23 protein-coding genes are annotated in these 20,238 nt (G+C 40.1%); 9 read left to right on the top strand and 14 right to left on the bottom strand.

Annotation, left to right across the window (positions count from 1 at the left end; genetic code table 11):
* Positions 1-1,902 carry an ATP-binding cassette domain-containing protein gene (locus ADJ60_RS06795; protein ID WP_049544238.1) on the bottom strand — a complete coding sequence of 634 codons (1,902 nt, stop codon included), beginning with the start codon at positions 1,900-1,902 and terminating at the stop codon, positions 1-3.
* Positions 1,903-2,055: 153 nt separating this feature from the next.
* Between ADJ60_RS06795 and ADJ60_RS06790 the strand changes: the two genes are divergently transcribed.
* Together ADJ60_RS06790 and ADJ60_RS06785 are read left to right on the top strand one after the other, a co-directional pair.
* Positions 2,056-3,774: a phospho-sugar mutase gene (locus ADJ60_RS06790; RefSeq protein ID WP_049544236.1), complete on the top strand. Its 1,719-nt coding sequence runs from the start codon at positions 2,056-2,058 to the stop codon at positions 3,772-3,774.
* A gap of 111 nt (positions 3,775-3,885) precedes the next feature.
* Positions 3,886-4,233, top strand: a complete 348-nt coding sequence (locus ADJ60_RS06785; protein WP_049544234.1) for a thioredoxin — start codon at positions 3,886-3,888, stop codon at positions 4,231-4,233.
* Between the two features lie 37 nt (positions 4,234-4,270).
* Here the strand turns inward: ADJ60_RS06785 and ADJ60_RS06780 are convergent, their stop codons facing one another.
* The 11 genes from ADJ60_RS06780 to ADJ60_RS06730 all read right to left on the bottom strand — a co-directional run bounded on the left by ADJ60_RS06780 (position 4,271) and on the right by ADJ60_RS06730 (position 13,237).
* Entirely contained in the window at positions 4,271-5,044 is a 774-nt protein-coding gene (locus tag ADJ60_RS06780; protein ID WP_049544233.1) for a potassium channel family protein, read from the bottom strand.
* A gap of 45 nt (positions 5,045-5,089) precedes the next feature.
* A complete protein-coding gene (locus ADJ60_RS06775) occupies positions 5,090-5,344 on the bottom strand; it encodes a type II toxin-antitoxin system RelE family toxin (protein ID WP_004254226.1) in 255 nt (84 codons plus the stop codon).
* A gap of 1 nt (position 5,345) precedes the next feature.
* Positions 5,346-5,588 carry a type II toxin-antitoxin system RelB family antitoxin gene (gene relB / locus ADJ60_RS06770; RefSeq protein WP_000208079.1) on the bottom strand — a complete coding sequence of 81 codons (243 nt, stop codon included), beginning with the start codon at positions 5,586-5,588 and terminating at the stop codon, positions 5,346-5,348.
* A gap of 90 nt (positions 5,589-5,678) precedes the next feature.
* A complete protein-coding gene (locus ADJ60_RS06765) occupies positions 5,679-6,488 on the bottom strand; it encodes an MBL fold metallo-hydrolase (RefSeq protein ID WP_000004961.1) in 810 nt (269 codons plus the stop codon).
* Between the two features lies 1 nt (position 6,489).
* Entirely contained in the window at positions 6,490-7,839 is a 1,350-nt protein-coding gene (vicK, locus tag ADJ60_RS06760) for a cell wall metabolism sensor histidine kinase VicK (protein ID WP_049544229.1), read from the bottom strand.
* Complete coding sequence (gene yycF / locus ADJ60_RS06755) at positions 7,832-8,539, bottom strand: response regulator YycF (protein ID WP_000722072.1); 708 nt, start codon at positions 8,537-8,539, stop codon at positions 7,832-7,834. The genes vicK and yycF overlap by 8 nt, the downstream gene beginning before the upstream one ends.
* A gap of 55 nt (positions 8,540-8,594) precedes the next feature.
* Positions 8,595-9,770 carry an A/G-specific adenine glycosylase gene (gene mutY, locus ADJ60_RS06750; RefSeq protein ID WP_049544225.1) on the bottom strand — a complete coding sequence of 392 codons (1,176 nt, stop codon included), beginning with the start codon at positions 9,768-9,770 and terminating at the stop codon, positions 8,595-8,597.
* A gap of 82 nt (positions 9,771-9,852) precedes the next feature.
* A complete protein-coding gene (gene pta, locus ADJ60_RS06745; protein WP_049544223.1) occupies positions 9,853-10,827 on the bottom strand; it encodes a phosphate acetyltransferase in 975 nt (324 codons plus the stop codon).
* A 43-nt stretch (positions 10,828-10,870) separates the two neighbouring features.
* Positions 10,871-11,767 carry an RluA family pseudouridine synthase gene (locus tag ADJ60_RS06740; RefSeq protein ID WP_049544220.1) on the bottom strand — a complete coding sequence of 299 codons (897 nt, stop codon included), beginning with the start codon at positions 11,765-11,767 and terminating at the stop codon, positions 10,871-10,873.
* On the bottom strand, positions 11,764-12,582 hold the full coding sequence (locus ADJ60_RS06735) for an NAD kinase (RefSeq protein ID WP_049544217.1): 819 nt from the start codon (positions 12,580-12,582) through the stop codon (positions 11,764-11,766). Before ADJ60_RS06735 ends, ADJ60_RS06740 begins: the two co-directional genes overlap by 4 nt.
* Positions 12,566-13,237 carry a GTP pyrophosphokinase gene (locus ADJ60_RS06730; protein ID WP_023947454.1) on the bottom strand — a complete coding sequence of 224 codons (672 nt, stop codon included), beginning with the start codon at positions 13,235-13,237 and terminating at the stop codon, positions 12,566-12,568. The genes ADJ60_RS06735 and ADJ60_RS06730 overlap by 17 nt, the downstream gene beginning before the upstream one ends.
* Positions 13,238-13,365: 128 nt before the next feature.
* Here ADJ60_RS06730 and ADJ60_RS06725 point away from each other — a divergent pair, with 128 nt between their 5' ends.
* The 5 genes from ADJ60_RS06725 (at position 13,366) to ADJ60_RS06705 (ending at position 16,698) form a co-directional block, all read left to right on the top strand.
* The gene (locus tag ADJ60_RS06725) at positions 13,366-13,935 is read left to right on the top strand and encodes a CYTH domain-containing protein (RefSeq protein WP_049544216.1); all 570 of its coding nucleotides are present in this window, start codon (positions 13,366-13,368) and stop codon (positions 13,933-13,935) included.
* A gap of 97 nt (positions 13,936-14,032) precedes the next feature.
* The gene (locus ADJ60_RS06720; RefSeq protein ID WP_001283818.1) at positions 14,033-14,992 is read left to right on the top strand and encodes a ribose-phosphate diphosphokinase; all 960 of its coding nucleotides are present in this window, start codon (positions 14,033-14,035) and stop codon (positions 14,990-14,992) included.
* A gap of 9 nt (positions 14,993-15,001) precedes the next feature.
* Positions 15,002-16,117 (top strand): cysteine desulfurase family protein, encoded by a 1,116-nt coding sequence (locus ADJ60_RS06715; protein ID WP_049544213.1) that lies wholly within the window; start codon positions 15,002-15,004, stop codon positions 16,115-16,117.
* A 4-nt stretch (positions 16,118-16,121) separates the two neighbouring features.
* Positions 16,122-16,469 carry a DUF1831 domain-containing protein gene (locus tag ADJ60_RS06710; protein WP_000863540.1) on the top strand — a complete coding sequence of 116 codons (348 nt, stop codon included), beginning with the start codon at positions 16,122-16,124 and terminating at the stop codon, positions 16,467-16,469.
* 7 nt (positions 16,470-16,476) lie between these two features.
* Positions 16,477-16,698, top strand: coding sequence for a DUF4649 family protein (locus ADJ60_RS06705; protein ID WP_049544212.1), 222 nt, complete (start codon positions 16,477-16,479; stop codon positions 16,696-16,698).
* On the opposite strand, the gene ADJ60_RS11120 is transcribed toward ADJ60_RS06705, so the two are convergent.
* Positions 16,695-17,952, bottom strand: a protein-coding gene (locus tag ADJ60_RS11120; protein WP_060627934.1) for an ISL3 family transposase whose coding sequence is annotated in 2 segments (ribosomal slippage) — positions 16,695-17,462 and positions 17,464-17,952 — 1,257 coding nt in all. Because the reading frame shifts where the segments join, the coding sequence is not laid out codon by codon here. The two genes, ADJ60_RS06705 and ADJ60_RS11120, sit on opposite strands and share 4 nt — an antisense overlap.
* 246 nt (positions 17,953-18,198) lie before the next feature.
* Here ADJ60_RS11120 and ADJ60_RS06690 point away from each other — a divergent pair.
* Both ADJ60_RS06690 and ADJ60_RS06685 read left to right on the top strand, forming a co-directional pair.
* Positions 18,199-18,840: a redox-sensing transcriptional repressor Rex gene (locus ADJ60_RS06690; protein WP_049544209.1), complete on the top strand. Its 642-nt coding sequence runs from the start codon at positions 18,199-18,201 to the stop codon at positions 18,838-18,840.
* A gap of 17 nt (positions 18,841-18,857) precedes the next feature.
* Complete coding sequence (locus tag ADJ60_RS06685; RefSeq protein WP_049544207.1) at positions 18,858-19,547, top strand: gamma-glutamyl-gamma-aminobutyrate hydrolase family protein; 690 nt, start codon at positions 18,858-18,860, stop codon at positions 19,545-19,547.
* On the opposite strand, the gene radC is transcribed toward ADJ60_RS06685, so the two are convergent.
* Positions 19,544-20,224 (bottom strand): RadC family protein, encoded by a 681-nt coding sequence (radC, locus tag ADJ60_RS06680; protein ID WP_049544204.1) that lies wholly within the window; start codon positions 20,222-20,224, stop codon positions 19,544-19,546. The two genes, ADJ60_RS06685 and radC, sit on opposite strands and share 4 nt — an antisense overlap.
* Between the last annotated feature and the right edge of the window lie 14 nt (positions 20,225-20,238).

Raw genomic sequence — 20,238 nt, 5'->3', positions numbered from 1 at the left:
TTACACCTGCTCTGATAATTCTTCCCATTCAAGCATAGCTTCTTCCTGACGGTGGCTGATTTTGTCCAACTCAGCCTGCAATTCCATGAGTTTTTCGGCATCGTTTGTTTCCAACATTTGTTCAGAAATGGCTTGACTTTGACTTTCTAGCTCTTCAATTTCAGCTTCTAGACTTTCGATTTGTCGCATGAGTTTGCGAACTTCTTTTTGACTTTCTTTCTGAGCTTGATAGTCATTAACTGGACTTGCTTCTTTTGCTTGATTGCTGGTTGAAGTTTCCTCAGTTTGAATCATTTCTACTTCTGCTTTCTTCTCAACATAGTAATCGTAATCTCCAAGGTAGAGAGTTGATCCATTCTCTGACAATTCCAGTACATGAGTTGCCACACGATTGATAAAGTAACGGTCATGGCTGACAAATAGAAGAGTTCCATCAAAGTCAATCAAGGCATTTTCTAGCACTTCCTTGCTATCAATATCCAAGTGGTTGGTTGGCTCGTCCAGAATCAAGAAGTTGTTGTTCTCCATAGACAATTTAGCCAAAAGCAAACGAGCTTTCTCTCCACCTGACAACATGCCAACTGATTTTTTAACATCATCTCCAGAAAAAAGGAAGGCACCAAGACGGTTACGGATTTCAACTTCCGGTGTCAATTTGAAATCATTCCAAAGTTCATCAAGTACCGTATTACTTGCTGTCAGCTTGCTTTGGGTTTGGTCATAGTAACCAACCTCAACATTGGCGCCAAAGCGCTTTTCACCCTTGATAAAAGGAATCTGGTCCACAATAGACTTGATAAAGGTTGACTTGCCAATACCATTGGGACCAACGATGGCGACAGCATTCATCTTACGAAGGTCTAGGTTAATCGGTTGTGACAAGACTTCCCCATCATAGCCAATAGCCGCATTTTCAACAGTCAATACAATATTACCAGACGTTTTTTCAGACCGGAAGGTCATATTGGCTGCTTTCTTGCCAGCTTCCGGCTTGTCCAAACGTTCCATTTTTTCCAGTTGTTTACGTCGAGATTGGGCACGTTTGGTCGTTGAAGCTCGGACTAGATTGCGATTGACAAAGTCTTCCAGAGCAGCGATTTCCTTTTGTTGCTTTTCATAGTTTTTTGCCCCAGTAGCTAGCTTTTGCTCCTTCAACTCGACAAAACGAGTGTAATTGCCCACATAGCGATCCAAAGAATGCTTGGTCAAATCCAGCGTAATCGTCGCAACCTTATCTAAGAAATAACGGTCGTGGCTGACAATAATAAGGGCGCCGCTATAGTTTACCAAGTAATTCTCTAGCCAAGCGATAGTTTCAATATCCAAGTGGTTGGTTGGCTCGTCCAATACCAAGAGATTTGGCTTTTCAAGAAGCATTTTGGCCAGCGCCAGACGGGTATTTTGACCACCAGAAAGCTCAGCAATTCTCATCTGCCACATTGACTCGTCAAACTTGAATCCATTCAAAATCGCTCGAATATCAGCTTCATAGGTAAAGCCACCTGCCTGACGAAAATTTTCAGATAAGCGATCGTAATCTGACATCAGTTTATCCAAATCATCACCAGACTTTTCTCCCATCTCCAACTCCATCTGACGAAGTTGTTTCTCCGTCCGACGTAAGTTATCAAAGACATGAAGCATCTCATCATAGATGGTATTTTCAGACTCAAAACGGCTATCTTGGGCTAGGTAAGACAGAGAAATATCTTTTTTCTTATTGATTTCTCCACTAGTTGGCTCCTCTTCTCCAACTAAAATCTTCAAAAGAGTAGACTTACCTGCACCATTTTTCCCAACAAGGGCTATCCGATCACGTTCATCAACTTGCAGGGTGATATTATCAAAAAGAACTTCTCCTGCAAAAGAACGTTCAATTTTATTAGCTTGTAAAATAATCATACAAGTAGTATAGCATGTTTCCCTAAGGCATTCAAGACTTGATAAACCGGCATATGACAGCACTTTTCTGAAAATTATGCTACCGTTTTACTAAAACGCTAAAAAGTGCTATAATGTGAACGGTTAAAACAATTTACAAAAAGGAGAATTTCAATGTCTTACCAAGAAAATTACCAGAAATGGGTTGATTTTGCGGAGCTTCCTGACTACCTTCGTCAAGATTTAGAAAATATGGATGAAAAAACTAAGGAAGATGCCTTCTATACAAATCTTGAATTTGGTACTGCAGGTATGCGTGGCTTGATTGGTGCAGGTACAAACCGCATCAACATCTACGTTGTTCGCCAAGCTACTGAAGGATTGGCTCGTTTGATTGAGTCAAAAGGTGGAAATGAAAAAGAACGTGGTGTAGCAATCGCCTACGATAGCCGTCACTTCTCACCTGAGTTTGCCTTTGAGTCTGCGGCAGTTCTTGCTAAACACGGCATCAAATCTTATGTATTTGAAAGCCTTCGTCCAACTCCAGAACTATCATTTGCAGTTCGTCACCTCAACTGTTTCGCGGGTATCATGGTCACAGCCAGTCACAACCCTGCACCATTTAACGGATACAAGGTTTACGGCGAAGACGGTGGACAAATGCCTCCACACGATGCAGACGCTTTGACTACTTATATCCGTGCAATCGAAAATCCATTTGCAGTTGAAGTTGCTGATGTGGAAGCTGAAAAAGCTTCTGGCTTAATTGAAGTTATCGGCGAAGCTGTCGATGTAGAATACCTCAAAGAAGTCAAAGATGTGAACATCAACCCAGCCTTGATTGAAGAATTTGGTAAAGACATGAAAATTGTCTACACACCACTTCATGGTACTGGTGAAATGTTGGCTCGTCGTGCTCTTGCTCAAGCAGGATTTGACTCTGTTCAAGTCGTTGAAGCGCAAGCAACTGCTGACCCAGACTTCTCAACTGTAAAATCTCCAAACCCAGAAAGCCAAGCAGCCTTTGCCCTCGCTGAAGAACTTGGTCGTCAAGTTGGTGCAGATGTTCTTGTCGCAACTGACCCAGACGCAGACCGTGTTGGTGTTGAAGTTCTTCAAAAAGATGGTAGCTACCTCAACCTTTCAGGTAACCAAATTGGTGCTATCATGGCTAAATACATCTTGGAAGCCCACAAAAACGCTGGAACTCTTCCTGCAAATGCAGCCCTATGTAAATCAATCGTATCAACTGACTTGGTAACGAAGATTGCAGAAAGCTACGGCGCAACCATGTTCAACGTTTTGACAGGTTTCAAATTTATCGCTGAAAAAATCCAAGAATTCGAAGAAAAACACAATCATACTTACATGATGGGATTTGAAGAAAGCTTCGGTTACTTGATCAAACCATTCGTACGTGATAAAGATGCTATCCAAGCCGTTCTTGTCGTTGCTGAACTTGCTGCCTACTACCGTTCACGTGGTTTGACTCTTGCTGACGGCATCGAAGAAATCTACAAAGAGTACGGCTACTACGCAGAAAAAACTATCTCTGTTACCCTTTCTGGTGTCGATGGTGCTGAACAAATCAAAGCGATTATGGCTAAATTCCGTAACAATGCTCCAAAAGAATGGAACGCAACAGCTATCACTGTCGTAGAAGACTTCAAGGCACAAACTGCTACTGCTGCTGACGGCACTGTTACAAACTTGACAACTCCTCCAAGTGATGTGTTGAAATACACACTTGCTGACGGTTCATGGATTGCTGTTCGCCCTTCAGGTACAGAACCAAAAATCAAGTTCTACATTGCAGTTGTAGGTGAAACCAACGAAGAATCACAAGCCAAGATTGCTAATATCGAAGCAGAAATCAATGCTTTTGTAAAATAAGGTCCTATAAAAGATGAGACAAGCCAATCTCATCTTTTTTTCGTATCAAATCTAAGCAATTTTAGAAACTTTATGGCATACTAGACATATCAATGAAAGCGAGGTAATCTCATGGAACAATTTTTAGATAACATCAAAGACCTTGAAGTCACTACAGTGGCGCGTGCGCAAGAAGCTCTTGATAAGAAAGAAACTGCAACCTTCTTTATCGGTCGTAAAACTTGCCCTTACTGCCGTAAATTTGCAGGTACATTATCAGGTGTCGTAGCTGAAACCAAAGCCCACATCTACTTCATCAACAGTGAAGAACCAAGCCAACTCAATGAGTTGCAAGAATTCCGCTCACGCTATGGAATTCCAACTGTACCAGGCTTTGTTCACATTGCGGATGGACAAATCAATGTCCGTTGCGACTCTTCAATGTCAGCACAAGAAATCAAAGAATTTGCAGGATTGTAAAAAAGCCACTCATCGAGTGGTTTTTAAATGGTCAAAGTTACCTTTTTTCAATCAAATCTTGTATCATTCTATGCAGTTCTTCTATCTTCTCGGATTGTTTCTCTAGTAATATTCTTTGGCTCGATAATTCGTCTTTAAGTTTATCAAGTTTTATCTGTTCATCTGGATTATCTTTTACAAAAAAGTTCGTCAAGGCACTTGTTAACATTCCTATTGTACCAATCCCTACCAACATTAATAAAACAGCTATCCATTTCCCAAAAAGTGAAATTGGAACAATATCACCATAACCAACAGTAGTTACTGTCACAAGAGCCCACCAAAGACTATCTGAGAAGGATTTCTCTTCAACTACAGATAAAATTGAACTTCCTACTAGCACAATAAAGATATTAACATACAAGATATAAATCAGGCCATTTGTCCGTAAGAATCTACTAATTTTTCTTTCTAATTTACCTGTAAGTCCAATTATTCTAAGTAAACGAGTCAGTTTCAGTAATTTTGTCAACCTTGCTAAGCGGAAGATACGCCCTAATCGAAATACTGTAAAAATAGCATTTAAAGGCAGGATAGCTAGCAGATCAAAGATATTTTCAATTATAAACCTCCATTTTGCTTTACTTGAAAAGAACCGCCAACCATAATCTACCACAAACACAAACCAAAGTTGTAAGTCAATAATACTGTATGGAGGACTGTCTAAATCAATCATCTCAGCAAATCCAAGTAATACCAGAATAACAGAGATTAAAGCAAGTAAAATAATTGTTGTATCATAATAATCTGCAAAAAACCATTTTTTCTTCAAATTTTACTCTCCTCACTTTCTATACTGTTATTACTCAACTTTAATTCAATAAATATCTCTCCGATGACCAACTTCTAAAGTAGCAATGACTACTTCATCATCTACAATTTGTACGATAACTCGATAATTACCAATTCTATAGCGCCATTGACCAACGCGATTACCAACCAAAGCCTTTCCGTGTCGTCTCGGGTCTTCCAAAACATTGGTTTGTAAATAGTTTGTAATTATCTTCTGCGTATAACGATCCAATTTTTTCAATTGCTTGATGAAACGTCTTGTTGGAACTAATTTATACAAATTATTCATCCTCCAAGCCTAAATCATGCATCATTTCTTCCCAAGTAATGGGTTCAACTCCTTTTTCCAAGTCTTCTAAATACTCTTGATAGGCTAAATCTGCCACACGAGCATCGTATTCATCTTCTAGAGCTTCAAGAGTTTTGGTGCGGATAAGTTCCGACAGGGAAACTCCTTCAAACTTAGCCATTGCTTTCATAAATGTTTTATCAGCTTCAGAAACTTTTAATGTAATAGTAGTCATCTTTTGCACTCCCTTTTTTAATAGTAACACCATTGTATTACTTTTTAGGTGTTCAGTCAATATAAAAAGAACACCTTCTTAGCGTTCTCTCTATATATCTGTCAATGGTGTTGCTGTATCTGGTGAGGTATCATAAACCTTAAAGTCTACTCCGACTCCCAGATCAGCTTGTGCTAGCTGATTGACCATGGTCATGTGAGCCAGCTCCTTGATATTGTTTTCCTTAGACAAGTGACCAAGGTAGATTTTCTTAGTACGATTCCCAAGTGTACGAATCATAGCTTCGGCACCATCTTCGTTAGAAAGGTGACCGAGATCCGATAGGATTCGTTGTTTGAGTCGCCAAGCATAAGATCCGGCTCGCAGAATCTCTACATCATGGTTGGACTCGATAAGATAGCCGTCCGCATTTTCGACAATTCCCGCCATACGGTCACTAACATAACCTGTATCTGTCAAAAGGACAAAACTCTTGTCATCCTTCATAAAGCGATAGAACTGCGGTGCGACTGCATCATGGCTAACACCAAAACTCTCGATGTCGATATCTCCAAAGGTTTTGGTTTTACCCATTTCAAAAATATGCTTTTGCGAAGAGTCTACCTTGCCAAGATACTTGCTATTTTCCATTGCTTGCCAGGTCTTTTCATTGGCATACAAATCCATACCATACTTGCGAGCTAAAACACCCACACCGTGGATATGGTCTGAATGCTCATGCGTAATCAAGATGGCATCCAGGTCCTCTGGTTTGCGATTAATTTCAGCAAGTAGGCTGGTAATTTTCTTACCAGACAAGCCTGCATCCACTAAAAGCTTCTTTTTGGGGGTTTCCAGATAAAAGGAATTTCCACTGGAACCCGACGCTAAAATACTGTATTTAAAGCCTGTTTCACTCATTCTAGTCTTCTACTTCGTCCTCCCATACTTCTTCTTTCACTGCATCCTTATCATAAGGGAGCACAATGGTAAATGTTGATCCCTTACCGTATTCACTCTTGGCCCAAATAAAGCCCTTATGTTGTTTGATAATTTCTTTAGCAATAGACAGTCCTAGACCCGTACCACCTTGGGCACGACTTCTAGCACGATCCACACGATAAAAACGGTCAAAGATACGTGGTAAATCCTGCTTAGGAATACCCAGTCCTTGGTCAGAGATGGATAAAATCATCTGATCATCAGTTGTCTTCATGGTCACTGTGATTTTCCCACCATCTGGAGAATATTTAATGGCATTATTAAGAATATTATCAATCACTTGTGTCATTTTGTCTGTATCAATTTCAATCCAGACAGACGTAATCGGATAATCTCTAACCAATTCGTATTTCTTCTCTTCATCTGATCCCCTCATCTTATCAAAACGGTTAAGAATAAAGGTAATAAAGGCAGTAAAGTTAATCAGTTCCACATCTAGGTGACTGGTTGCATTATCAATTCGAGAAAGATGGAGAAGGTCTGTCACCATCCGCATCATACGGTTGGTTTCGTCTAGAGACACCTTGATAAAGTCTGGTGCAACAGGTTCTGACAAGGCTCCCTCATCCAAGGCTTCAAGATAGGATTTTACACTAGTCAGAGGCGTCCGTAACTCATGACTAACGTTGGAAACAAAGAGTCTTCGTTCCCGTTCTTCCTTCTCCTGCTCTGTCGTATCATGCAAAACAGCAACCAGACCTGAGATAAAACCAGACTCTCGACGAATCAAGGCGAAGCGTACACGAAGGCTCAGATATTCACCATTGGCATCCTGAGAATCAATCATGAGTTCAGGAATTTGGGTAATCAAATCACGAAGTTCATACTCATCTTCAATCTTAAGCAATTCTAGAATACTTTTATTAAGAACCTCTTCCTTCTGAACACCTAGCTGTTTCTTAGCCATGTCATTAATCATAGTAATCTTGCCACGACGATTGGTCGCAAGAACCCCGTCTGTCATGTATGAGAGGATACTATTCAATCGTTTACTCTCTTGTTCCAGATTTTCTTGAGTCAAACGGATTACTTCTGATAAATCATTGAGATTATTGGTAATATTAGTAATTTCAGAGCTTCCCTGCATATCCAATACCTGAGAATAATCTCCCGCAATCAGATCTTTAACTTTTTGATTAATTTGCTTCAACCGAATATTATCCCGTCGATTTTCTAGCAAAAGCAAGGTAACAATCAAGATAAAACCCAATAAAATTAAAATGAAGATAAAATCACTAGTAAGAATATTTTTTCTAATCAATTCAATCATTATTTCTCATATAATAACCAACACCACGACGTGTTAGGATATACTCTGGACGACTAGGTGTATCTTCGATTTTCTCACGCAAACGTCTGATGGTTACGTCAACAGTCCGAACATCTCCGAAATAATCATAACCCCAGACCGTTTCAAGCAAGTGTTCACGGGTAATCACTTGACCAATATGAGAAGCCAAGTGATACAAAAGCTCAAATTCACGGTGGGTTAAGTCTAGTTCTTCACCGTATTTTTTAGCTACATAAGCATCTGGTACAATCTCCAAGTCCCCAATTTGCAAGGGTTGGGTTTTCTTTTCATCTGACTCTTGATTATCTACAGAAACCAAGTCCGTACGACGAAGAAGAGCTTTAACACGCGCCTGCAACTCACGATTTGAGAAGGGTTTGGTTACATAGTCATCCGCTCCAAGCTCTAAACCGATAACCTTATCAAACTCACTGTCTTTAGCTGACAGCATGATAATAGGTACACTACTCGTCTTACGAATAGTCTTTGCAACTTCTAAACCATCAATTTCGGGAAGCATCAAATCCAGAATAATAATATCTGGTTGCTCTGCTTCAAATTGTTCTAGTGCTTCACGACCATTAAAAGCAGTTACAACCTCGTAACCTTCCTTGGTCATATTAAACTTGATAATATCCGAGATTGGTTTTTCATCATCTACAATTAATATTTTTTTCATTTGTTCACCTTTTTCTCTACTATTATATCAAAAAAATAACAAGAAGACACAATAGCTAGTCTTTGCTATTGTCTAAGTTGGCTTGTGCATAAGCCTGCCAGATTTTTTGTTGGGGTTTAGCAAGTGGAACATCCTTAAACTCTTCTGGTGAAAGCCAGCGAACTTCCCTATCTGAAAAGTCATGGAAGTCAGTCACCTGACCTGCTACAATTTGAACATGCCACTTGCGATGACTAAAGACATGCTTAACCATTTCAAAATAAACATCAAGCCAATCAACATCTAGGTCATAGTCCTGCTGGAAACTCTCTTCTGGACTGGGACCAAAGTTCACATTTTCTTCTGCAACCTGATGAAAGAGGTCAAACTGCTCTTCTTGCGAAAAGTTATCTACTTCTATCAAGGGGAAATGCCAAAAACCTGCCAATAATTTTTCACTTTCATTTTTTTCAAGTAAAAATTGTCCCTGAGAATTTTTCACAACTAAGGCTTTAAGATAAATAGGAACTGGCTTTTTCTTGGGAGCCTTGATTGGATAACGGTCCATTGTGCAATTCTGATATGCTGCACTAAAGTCCTTAACTGGGCTTTCTTCTGGTCTGGGATTTACAGGTGCCTCAATATCAGATCCTAAGTCCATCAAAGCTTGATTAAAGTCACCAGGCCTTTCTGGGTCAATCAAGATTTCCATCATTGCCTGAAAAATTTTGCGATTACTTGGAATCCCAATATCATGATTGACTTCAAATAGACGGGCCAACACCCGCATGACATTACCATCTACAGCTGGCTCAGGCAAGTTAAAAGCAATACTAGAAATGGCACCTGCAGTGTAGGGACCAATTCCTTTCAAGCTGGAAATTCCTTCATAGGTATTTGGAAATTGACGACCAAAGTCAGTCATAATCTGCTGGGCTGCAGCCTGCATATTACGAACTCGAGAATAATAACCCAAACCTTCCCAAGCCTTCAACAAACGCTCTTCAGGCGCATTCGCCAAACTTTCCACTGTTGGAAACCAGTCCAAGAATCGTTCATAGTAAGGGATAACCGTATCCACCCTGGTCTGCTGGAGCATAATTTCAGACACCCAGATATGATAAGGATTTTTACTTCTACGCCACGGTAAATCTCGCTTATTTCCATCATACCAGTTGAGGAGTTTCTCACGAAAAGAAACAATCTTCTCCTCCGGCCACATGACAATACCGTATTCTTTCAAATCTAACATATCTCTAGTATAACACAGAAGATTCTAACTGTCCTTTTCCTAGTATTAAAAAGCCTCTTCCCAAGGGAAAGAGGACTAAATCTTATTGATGAACTGCTTGAGCTGCTGTGATAAGGGTTAACTTGTAAACATCATCTGCATTACATCCACGAGAAAGGTCGTTAACTGGTTTGTTCAAACCTTGCAAAACAGGTCCTACAGCTGCAAAACCACCAAGACGTTCAGCCATCTTGTAACCGATATTTCCTGCCTCGATACCTGGGAAGATGAAGACATTTGCTTGACCAGCTACCGTACTTCCAGGAGCTTTCAGAGCTGCAGTTTCAGGAACAAAGGCTGCATCAAATTGCAACTCCCCATCAATTTCAAGGTCGGGACGCAAGTCGTGAGCAATTTTAGTTGCTTCAACAACCTTATCAACGCTTTCTCCAAATCCTGAACCTTTAGTAGAATAGCTTAGCATAGCAATTTTAGGCTCGATGCCAAACATCTTAGCTGTGATTGCTGAGTTGATGGCAATTTCAGCCAAGGCTTCTGCATCTGGATTGATGTTGATGGCACAGTCTCCAAATAAGTAACGTTCAGTACCACGAACCATGAGAAAGGCACCTGAAGTACGAGTTACATTTGGACGAGTTTTGATGATTTGAAGGGCTGGACGAACTGTTGAAGCAGTTGAGTGAATCGCACCTGACACCATTCCATCAACCAAGCCCAAGTAAACCAACATAACACCAAAATAGTTGACATCTTCAACCAAAACCTTGCGTGCATCTTCTTCAGACATTTTGCCCTTGCGACGCTCTACCAAGGCAGCGACCATTTCTTCAAATTGAGGATAATGTTGAGGATCGATGACTTCATAACCATCTTCGATACCTTCGATTTCAAGATAAATTTTAATTTTTTCAGGATTTCCAAGCAAAACAGGAATCACTTCTGTTTCTTTTACCAGGCGTTTAGTCGCTTGAAGAATACGAGGTTCTTCCCCTTCAGGGAGAACGATACGAGCATTTTTACCAACCAAGTTGGCTTTGAGACTTTCAAAAACTTCCATGAGTTTTCTCCTTTAAAATAATAATTATACTCTGAATCAGTTTTTATAGAGTATTAGTTGATAACTGGGTAATAAGGTTACTGAAATCATCCGGCAAGGGACTTTCTAACTGCAAGTCTTGCTCTAAAAATGGATGATAAAAGGATAGGAAATGGCAATGCAGGGCCTGACGTTGAATACCGTCATCCAGACTACCTCCGTACAAGTCATCGCCCAACAAAGGGAAACCAATATGAGAAAAATGGACTCGTATTTGGTGGGTTCGACCAGTGTGCAGGCAAATGTCTACCAAATGAATATTCCCATAAGATGCTACAATCTTGTAAGAAGTATGAGCATACTTTCCACCTTTAGCTACGCGTCTGGTAATAATGGAGTCTTCATCACGCGCAATCGGGGCAATAATTTCCCCCTCTGACTCCAAGTATCCATCACCTTTAACCAAAGCAAAGTAGCGTTTTTCAATGGACTTCTTCTGCAACTGCTTGTCTAATCGTGCATGGGCATAGCCGTGCTTGGCAAAGAGCATCAAGCCAGAAGTGTCCCTATCAAGTCTGGTTACAATGTGAACCTGCTGATTTTCATAGTCTTGCTTGACGTAGTAACCCTTGATAAAATTAGCGATTGTATTGGAGTGGTTGACACTAGGAATAGAAGCCACTCCATAGGGTTTATTTAAGACCAGAAAATGGTCATCCTCATAGAGAATATCTAATGGTCTCTCGATAGCTTCGAGAGTTTCAAAACCTTCCTCAGCGGGAATATCAATGGTAACTCGGTCTCCAATATCCAATAGATACGTCGCATTTTGTGGTTGATCATTGACCAGAATAGCTCCGCCTCGAAACTTAATCTTAGCTAGCAGCCCCTTAGAAACCTCGTGCTTTTTTAAGAAGGTCTTAACCTTGACATGCTCATCTGCGATAAATTCAAACCTCATTCATCCACCTCGCCGATAAAAGCATCCTTAACACGATTCCAGAAACTGGTATGGCTCGGTGAGGCGACAAAGTGGATCTTATGATGGTCGATTTGATACTCAATTCGCTCAATATTGCGGAAGGAATACACACTATTGTCAACCGAAATGGTATGGTAATCGTTTCTCGTTGGAATGAGTTCAATCTTATCCTTCTTAGGAACAATAATGGACGAACCCAGCGTTCGATAAACACGATTATTAAGGCTGGCAATTTCCGTCAACTGAAGAGCTTCAATGGTAGGATGCAAAACAGCTCCACCGAGAGACTTGTTATAGGCTGTACTACCAGTCGGGGTCGAAACTGTTAGCCCATCTCCACGAAAACGTTCAAAGGGAACACCATTGATTACAATATCCGCCACCATGGTTCGATCAGACCTGCGGATACTGGCTTCATTTAGTGCTCTAAAAATCTTCACTTCACCATTTTCAAGAAAGACCTTCACATTCAGAACAGGGTAAGAGACTCTTGCTCCGGTATCTAGCTGCAAATTAGTCACTAGCTTGTCCAACTCAAAATCACGGTAGTCCGTATAGAAGCCCAAATGTCCAGTGTGAACACCAATGAAGCGGACCTTGTCAAGCTGGTTTTCGTACTTATGAAAGGCCGACAAGAGCATGCCATCCCCACCAATGGAAATAACGATATCCGGATTGGTATCATTGAGTATAAACTGATTTCTCTTCAAACGATCTCGCAATTCATACAAAACCCTTTGACTCTGCGGTTTTCTATTGGCTATCAGGTCAATTCGTTTACCTGTATTCTTCATCTGTATCGTCACTGTTTCCTACACCGTCATTTAATTTTCTACTCAAAGGATCAAAAAGAGCCTGGGCTTCTTGGATATCATCACGTATTTTACCCATTTCTTCATCCAACTGATGGGCAATCTTGGCCGTGATTTCCAGCCGCTTCTTAATTTCCTCTGGGAAATCCCCTTGGTACTTGTAGTTGAGAGAATGTTCTATTGTTGCCCAGAAATTCATGGCCAAAGTACGAATCTGAATTTCCGCCAAAATGGTCTTGGCTCCATTGATGGTATCAACCGTATATTCTACTACCACGTGATAGGAACGGTAGCCTGATGCTTTTCGATGAGTAATGTAATCTCGCTCCTGTATGATCCGCATATCCTGACGTTTGCGCAAAATCTCCACTACTTCCTTAACGTCATCTACAAACTGAACCATCACACGCAAACCAGCAATATCTTGCAAATCGTGCTCTAAGGTAGCATAAGTAATGCCACGCCGAGCCATTTTCTCCCTGATACTCTCAATCGGCTTGACCCGACCCGTCACAAACTCAATCGGCGAATGCTTATTTTGCTTACGATATTGCTTACGAATACCACGAAGTTTAATCTTTAACTCACCAACAGCTTGAATGTAAGGATCTAGAAATTCTTCCCATTCTAAGGTCATATATTCTCCCTTGTTCTCATATTATCCTTCAAAAATATCTTTGATTTTTTCTCCAGATTCATATACAATAAATACAATGCTTATTATACCATAAATCCGCTTTCAACGATAAAGAAAAGGTAAGAAAAATGAAACATTTAGAAATTGAATTGAAAACACTCTTGAAAAAATATGAATACAATCGTCTAAAGGACCAGTTCACAGACGTCACTCCTGTTCTTCAAAAAAATTACTACATAGACACGCCTGATTTTGAACTACGAGAAAAGAAAGTCGCTATGCGTATTCGAACCTTTGAAGACTTGGCAGAATTGACACTCAAAGTCCCACAAAGTGTCGGAAACATGGAATACAATCAAAAATTGCAACTAAAAGATGCTGAAAACTATCTGAGCAAGAAAGAACTTCCTCAAGGGCTAGTACTGGATGAATTGGCTAAACATGGTATTAAAACTAGTGAATGGCAGATTCTTGGCTGTCTAACAACGCTTCGCTATGAAATGCAAACAGCTATTGGTCTCATGGCGCTAGATGAAAGTCAGTACTTTGATATTACAGATTACGAATTAGAGCTTGAAGTTGAGAATCACGAGCAAGGGAAACAAGATTTCCAGCAATTTTTAGAGGAAAATCAGATTGCTTATCAAAAAGCTCCCTCAAAATTGGTCCGATTTGTCAAAAGCATGAAAAATAGCTGAAATAATCTCTATTTTTTGGTAAAATAGAAAAGATAAAATACAAAAATCCCAGTTCATATAGGCTAGGATTTAAAAAGTTTACAGAGGACGGTCTATAATGTCAGATAGAAAAAACATGAAACTTTTCGCACTCAACTCTAACCAAGAGATTGCACAGAAAATTGCTCAAGCTGTTGGTGTCCCACTTGGAAAACTATCATCACGTCAATTTTCAGATGGAGAAATCCAAGTAAATATCGAAGAAAGTGTCCGTGGTTATGATGTTTACATCATCCAATCAACAAGTTTCCCAGTTAACAACCACCTAATGGAGTTATTGATCATGGTCGACGCTTGTGTTCGTGCAAGTGCCCACAGTATCAACGTTGTCCTTCCATATTTTGGTTATGCACGTCAAGACCGTATTGCTTCACCACGTGAGCCACTTACAGCTAAACTAGTTGCCAATATGCTGGTTAAGGCTGGTGTTGATCGTATCCTTACACTTGATTTACATGCCGTTCAGGTTCAAGGCTTCTTTGATATTCCTGTCGATAACCTCTTCACAGTTCCTCTATTTGCAAAACATTATTGCGATAAGGGCTTACTTGGCTCAGATGTTGTTGTTGTTAGCCCTAAAAATTCAGGTGTGAAACGTGCTCGTAGCTTGGCTGAATATCTTGATGCTCCTATCGCCATTATCGACTACCCTCAAGACGATGCTACTCGCAACGAAGGTTATATTATCGGTGATGTTGAAGGTAAGAAAGCCATCTTGATTGACGATATTTTAAATACAGGACGTACCTTCTCTGAAGCTGCTAAAATCGTTGAACGTGAAGGAGCTACAGAAATTTATGCTGTTTCTAGTCATGGTCTCTTTGTTGAAGGTGCTGCTGAACTTCTTGACAATACTAATATTAAAGAAATTCTTGTGACTGATTCAGTAGCAACAAAAGAAAAAACTCCTAAAAACGTATGCTACATCACTGCTAGTGAGTTAATTGGTGATGCCATCGTCCGTATCCACGAAAGAAAACCAGTCAGCCCACTCTTTGCCTACAACAAAAAGAAATAAGGTGATTCTTTGATTTATTTGGACAATGCTGCAACGACTCCCATGTCAGCAGTTGCTATTTCAGCTATGACCAAGGTTATGCAAGAAACCCACGGAAACCCTTCTAGTATTCATGGTCATGGTCGTCAAGCTGGCAAACTCTTGCGAGAAGCTCGTCAGGAACTAGCCAAGTTACTGAAGACAAAACCTCAACATATCTTTTTCACTTCTGGTGGTACTGAAGGCAACAATACTGCTATCATTGGTTACTGCCTTCGTCACCAAGAGCAAGGAAAACATATCATCACAACTGCTATTGAGCACCATGCCGTCCTTGAAACTATTGATTACTTGGTTCAACACTTTGGGTTTGAAGCAACCATTATCCAACCAGAAAATCAAGAAATCACAGCCCAACAAATTCAAAATGCTTTACGTGATGATACAATTTTGGTTTCTACCATGTTTGCCAATAATGAGACAGGAAACCTACTTCCCATTGCTGAAATTGGCCAAATACTCAAGCAACACCCTGCTGCATATCATGTCGACGCAGTTCAAGCTATTGGTAAAATACCAATTCACCCCGAAGAATTGGGCATTGATTTTCTCACTGCTTCTGCCCATAAATTCCATGGTCCTAAGGGAATCGGCTTTCTCTACGCATCTAGCATGGATTTTGATTCCTATCTACATGGCGGAGACCAAGAACAAAAAAAACGTGCAGGGACTGAAAATCTTGCTGCCATCATAGGCATGGTTGCAGCCCTAAAAGAAGACCTAGAAAAACAAGAAGAACATTTTCAACATGTACAAAATCTAGAAACTGCCTTTCTGGCAGAGCTAGAGGGAGTTCAGTATTACCTGAATAGAGGCGAACACCATCTCCCTTATGTTCTCAATATTGGATTTCCTGGTCAGAAAAACGACCTCTTACTCCTTCGTCTAGATTTAGCTGGAATTTCTATCTCTACTGGCTCAGCCTGTACTGCAGGCATTGTCCAATCCAGCCATGTTCTTGAAGCCATGTACGGGGCAAATTCAGAACGTTTGAAGGAATCCGTTCGTATCAGTTTGTCGCCACAAAATACTGTCGAAGACCTACAAACCCTTGCAAAAACCTTAAAAGAAATTATCGGAGGTTAGCCATATGGCATTTGAAAAAACCATTCAGTTAAAAAATTGTCGTTACGACTACACTCTTAGCCCTTCTGTTAAAAAATTCACCCTTAAGGACAACACCTTTTTTGAGACTAAGGTTGGTAACTATGAATTGACTCGCCTTTTGGAAAAAGTTCCGAACAGTGGTGAAGGCTTCCAACTCAAAATCATTATTAACAAGGAACTTACAGGGGCTAAAATCAATATCACTGACAAGTTTGGCCTTCGTCTAGTTGATATTTTCAAATCAGAAGACCACCACATTCATCAGGAAAAATTCTACTTCCTCATGGATAGCTTGGTAGAACGTGGTGTCTTTACAAAATCGGAAAGATAGGTCCCATATGTTTGAACTGACCTATAAGGACAACTATCATGTAGAGCGTACACTCAAGTATGAGGATTATAAAGCTCTCATGCTGGCTCTGTCAGGATGTGTGACCCTACCAGATACACTTTATGTGACTTCTCTGACTTTTAATGGCCAGAAAGTTTATCAGGGTCTGGTCGGAGACCTCTACCGATTTCGGCTCTTTGTCAACTGTAGTGGGTTGAAGAAAAGCTAAGATCGAGAAAGGACGAAATTCGTCCTTTCTTTTTTGATATTGAGAGCGATGAAAATTCGTTTTTTGAAGTTTTCAAAGTTCCGAAAACCAAAGGCATTGCGTTTGATGAGTTTAATGAGATTATTGGTGGCCTCCAATTTGGCGTTGGAGTAGGGTAGTTGAAGAGCATTGACAATCTTTTCTTTATACTTGAGGAAGGTTTTAAAGACAGTCTGAAAAAGAGGATGAACCTGCTTTAGATTGTCCTCAATGAGTCCGAAAAATTTGTCTGGCTCCTTGTTCTGAAAGTGAAAGAGTAAGAGCTGATAGAGATTATAGTGGTGTTTCAAGTCTTCTGAATAGCTCAAAAGCTTGTCTAGAATCTCTTTATTCGTCAAGTGCATACGGAAAGTAGGGCGATAAAAACGTTTATCGCTGAGTTTCCGACTATCTTGTTGGATGAGTTTCCAGTATCGCTTGATAGCCTTGTATTCATGAGATTTTCGTTCAAACTGATTCATGATTTGGACACGCACACGACTCATAGCACGGCTTAAATGTTGTACAATATGGAAACGATCTAGAACGATTTTAGCACACGGAAAAAGCTGTTTAGCCAAGTCATAGTAAGGGCTAAACATATCCATAGTAATGATTTTCACCTGACAACGAACGACTCTATCATATTTAAGAAAGTGATTTCGGATGACAGCCTGTGTTCTACCCTCAAGAACAGTTATGATATTGAGTTTTTCAAAGTCCTGAGCAATGAAACTCATTTTTCCCCTTAGTGAAGGCATACTCGTCCCAAGACATAATCTCAGGAAGGCTAGAAAAATCATGCTTAAAACGGAAGTCATTGAGCTTGCGAATGACAGTTGAAGTTGAAATGGCCAGCTGATGAGCAATATCGGTCATAGAAATCTTCTCAATCAACTTTTGCGCAATTTTTTGGTTGATGATACGAGGAATTTGGTGATTTTTCTTGACGAGAGAAGTCTCAGCGACTATCATTTTTGAACACTGATAGCACTTAAAACGACGCTTTCTAAGGAGAATTCTAGTAGCCATACCAGTTGTTTCAAGGTAAGGAATCTTAGATGGTTTTTGAAAATCATATTTCTTCATTTGACTTCCACATTCAGGACAAGATGGGGCCTCATAATCCAGTTTGGCGATGATTTCCTTGTGGGTATCTCTATTAACAACATCCATAATTTGGACATTAGGGTCTTTGATATCGAGTAGTTTTGTGATAAAATGTAATTGTTCCATATGAATCTTTCTAATGAGTTGTTTGGTCACTTTTCATTATAGATCTTATGGGACTTTTTTTCTACAACAAAATAGGCTCCATAAGATCTATAGGGGATTTACCCACTACAAATATTATAGAGCCCCGATTTCTATCACATGCAGATTTTTTACATCAAAACTAAGATTTTTCTTAGTTTTTTCTTGTTTTTGTTGATTTTTTCACAATGTTTCTATAAAATAGAAGAATAGAAAGGTTGTGATTTTGTGAAAGATAAACAGTCTGCTATTCCAAAAGCAACAGCGAAAAGACTCTCTCTCTACTATCGAATTTTTAAGAGATTTCATGCAGAAAAGATTGAACGTGCCAACTCTAAGCAAATTGCAGAGGCTATCGGTATTGATTCCGCGACCGTACGTCGTGATTTTTCCTATTTTGGTGAACTAGGTCGTCGTGGTTTTGGCTATGATATCAAAAAACTGATGACATTTTTTGCCGATTTACTCAATGATAACTCTATTACCAATGTCATGCTGGTAGGTATTGGAAATATGGGCCATGCCCTTCTCCACTACCGCTTCCACGAGCGTAACAAGATGAAGATTATCATGGCCTTTGATCTAGATGACCATCCTGAAGTCGGTACCCAAACTCCTGATGGGATTCCCATTTACGGAATTTCTCAAATCAAGGATAAAATCAAGGATGCTGATGTGAAGACTGCTATCTTGACTGTTCCCAGCGTCAAGTCGCAAGAGGTTGCCAATCTCTTGGTGGATGCTGGCGTGAAAGGAATCCTCAGTTTTTCACCAGTCCATCTGCATTTACCAAAAGACGTGGTCGTTCAATATGTCGATTTGACAAGTGAACTCCAAACTCTCCTCTACTTCATGCGAAAAGAGGATTAGAAAGCGAAAATCATTTTATGAAAAAACCAGTTATTGGGATTACAGGAAACGAAAAAACTCATCCAGATGATGACATCATGATGAGCTACGCAGCAAAAGGCTTTGTTGAAGGAGTTAAAGATGCTGGAGGGATTCCCATCATCCTACCAATTGGTGATCAAGAAATGGCTAGCCACTATATCAGTTTGATTGACAAGCTCATCTTGACAGGTGGGCAAAATGTTGATCCAAAATTCTATGGTGAACCGAAAACCATTGATAGCGATGACTACCACCTTCAAAGAGATACCTTCGAACTAGCCCTCATCAAGGAAGCTATTAACCAGAAAAAACCTATTTTTTCTGTCTGTCGTGGGACTCAACTCTTTAACGTTGCCATGGGTGGAACTCTGTATCAAGATATAGAAGACCACTGGCAAGATTGTTCTGCCGAGTACACAACTCAACGCTTGATGACAGAACCAGATACTGTTCTTCGAGAAATCTATGGAGAAATCTCCCATATCAACTCCTTCCACCACCAGAGCATCAAGGATTTAGCACCAAATTTAAAGATTGCAGCTCATGATCCTAAAGATGGTATCATTGAAGCTGTCATAAGTACGGATGATGTCGCCTTTCTCGGTGTCCAATGGCACCCAGAATTTCTTTTTGAAAATCGTCCCAAAGATAAAAACCTCTTTAACTATGTCGTTAATGAACTTTAGATTAAATCCGTCTTTTCACGGTAACTAAAGTAACTAGAATGTGAGACAATCAAATGGTCCAAGAGGACAATCCCCATCAGTTCGCAGGCTTCTTTGACAAGTTTAGTGACATGATCATCATTTCGGCTAGGCGATACCGCTCCTGAAGGATGATTGTGAACCAAGATGAGAGAGGTCGCCATATGCTTGATGGCATAATGAAGAATCTCACGTGGTTCAGCGATACTACGAGTTGCAGAACCGATAAAAATGGTCTGTTGATGGATGATTTGATTTTGAGTATTGAGATAGAGCGCCACCAGGTGCTCTTGTTTTTTATGTCCCAACTCCTGTTGCATCTTCTTGGCCAGCTTTTGACTGCTGAGAATACTTTCCATCTCAATAGTTTCATGTTTGTGAATACGATGCCCCAGTTCAATCATAGCTTGTAATTCTATAGCCTTAACACGCCCGATACCAGACAGACTCTGCAATTCCTGCAGGGTCATTTTTTTCAAATCCGTTAGGCTTGAAAGGTTGTTCAAAACTTTCTGGGCAATTTCAAAAACGCTAGCTTGACGTGTTCCTGTCCTGAGTAAAATAGCTAGCAACTCTTGATTACTGAGCGCTTCGACTCCTTCCTTGGCCAGTCTTTCTCTTGGTAATAGTGAATCTTCTTGAAATGAAATACTGTACATAAAAATCCTCCTCA

It is taken from the genome of Streptococcus pseudopneumoniae, assembly GCF_001076775.1.
Lineage (GTDB): Bacteria > Bacillota > Bacilli > Lactobacillales > Streptococcaceae > Streptococcus > Streptococcus pseudopneumoniae_G.
The sequence above is the reverse complement of the archived record's forward strand: the minus strand, read 5'-3'. Positions and strand labels throughout refer to the sequence as shown.

Bases quoted from the DNA above. Each gene is read 5' to 3' on its own strand.
- relB (WP_000208079.1), bottom strand. From the start codon at position 5,588: ATGACTACTATTACATTAAAAGTTTCTGAAGCTGATAAAACATTTATG.
- mutY (WP_049544225.1), bottom strand. From the start codon at position 9,770: ATGTTAGATTTGAAAGAATACGGTATTGTCATGTGGCCGGAGGAGAAG.
- radC (WP_049544204.1), bottom strand. From the start codon at position 20,224: ATGTACAGTATTTCATTTCAAGAAGATTCACTATTACCAAGAGAAAGA.
- ADJ60_RS06730 (WP_023947454.1), bottom strand. From the start codon at position 13,237: ATGACCTTAGAATGGGAAGAATTTCTAGATCCTTACATTCAAGCTGTT.
- ADJ60_RS06685 (WP_049544207.1), top strand. From the start codon at position 18,858: ATGAAAAAACCAGTTATTGGGATTACAGGAAACGAAAAAACTCATCCA.
- vicK (WP_049544229.1), bottom strand. From the start codon at position 7,839: ATGATTGAATTGATTAGAAAAAATATTCTTACTAGTGATTTTATCTTC.
- yycF (WP_000722072.1), bottom strand. From the start codon at position 8,539: ATGAAAAAAATATTAATTGTAGATGATGAAAAACCAATCTCGGATATT.
- ADJ60_RS06725 (WP_049544216.1), top strand. From the start codon at position 13,366: ATGAAACATTTAGAAATTGAATTGAAAACACTCTTGAAAAAATATGAA.
- ADJ60_RS06785 (WP_049544234.1), top strand. From the start codon at position 3,886: ATGGAACAATTTTTAGATAACATCAAAGACCTTGAAGTCACTACAGTG.
- ADJ60_RS06790 (WP_049544236.1), top strand. From the start codon at position 2,056: ATGTCTTACCAAGAAAATTACCAGAAATGGGTTGATTTTGCGGAGCTT.
- ADJ60_RS06705 (WP_049544212.1), top strand. From the start codon at position 16,477: ATGTTTGAACTGACCTATAAGGACAACTATCATGTAGAGCGTACACTC.
- ADJ60_RS06795 (WP_049544238.1), bottom strand. From the start codon at position 1,902: ATGATTATTTTACAAGCTAATAAAATTGAACGTTCTTTTGCAGGAGAA.
- ADJ60_RS06740 (WP_049544220.1), bottom strand. From the start codon at position 11,767: ATGAGGTTTGAATTTATCGCAGATGAGCATGTCAAGGTTAAGACCTTC.
- pta (WP_049544223.1), bottom strand. From the start codon at position 10,827: ATGGAAGTTTTTGAAAGTCTCAAAGCCAACTTGGTTGGTAAAAATGCT.
- ADJ60_RS06765 (WP_000004961.1), bottom strand. From the start codon at position 6,488: ATGAGTGAAACAGGCTTTAAATACAGTATTTTAGCGTCGGGTTCCAGT.
- ADJ60_RS06720 (WP_001283818.1), top strand. From the start codon at position 14,033: ATGTCAGATAGAAAAAACATGAAACTTTTCGCACTCAACTCTAACCAA.
- ADJ60_RS06735 (WP_049544217.1), bottom strand. From the start codon at position 12,582: ATGAAGAATACAGGTAAACGAATTGACCTGATAGCCAATAGAAAACCG.
- ADJ60_RS06710 (WP_000863540.1), top strand. From the start codon at position 16,122: ATGGCATTTGAAAAAACCATTCAGTTAAAAAATTGTCGTTACGACTAC.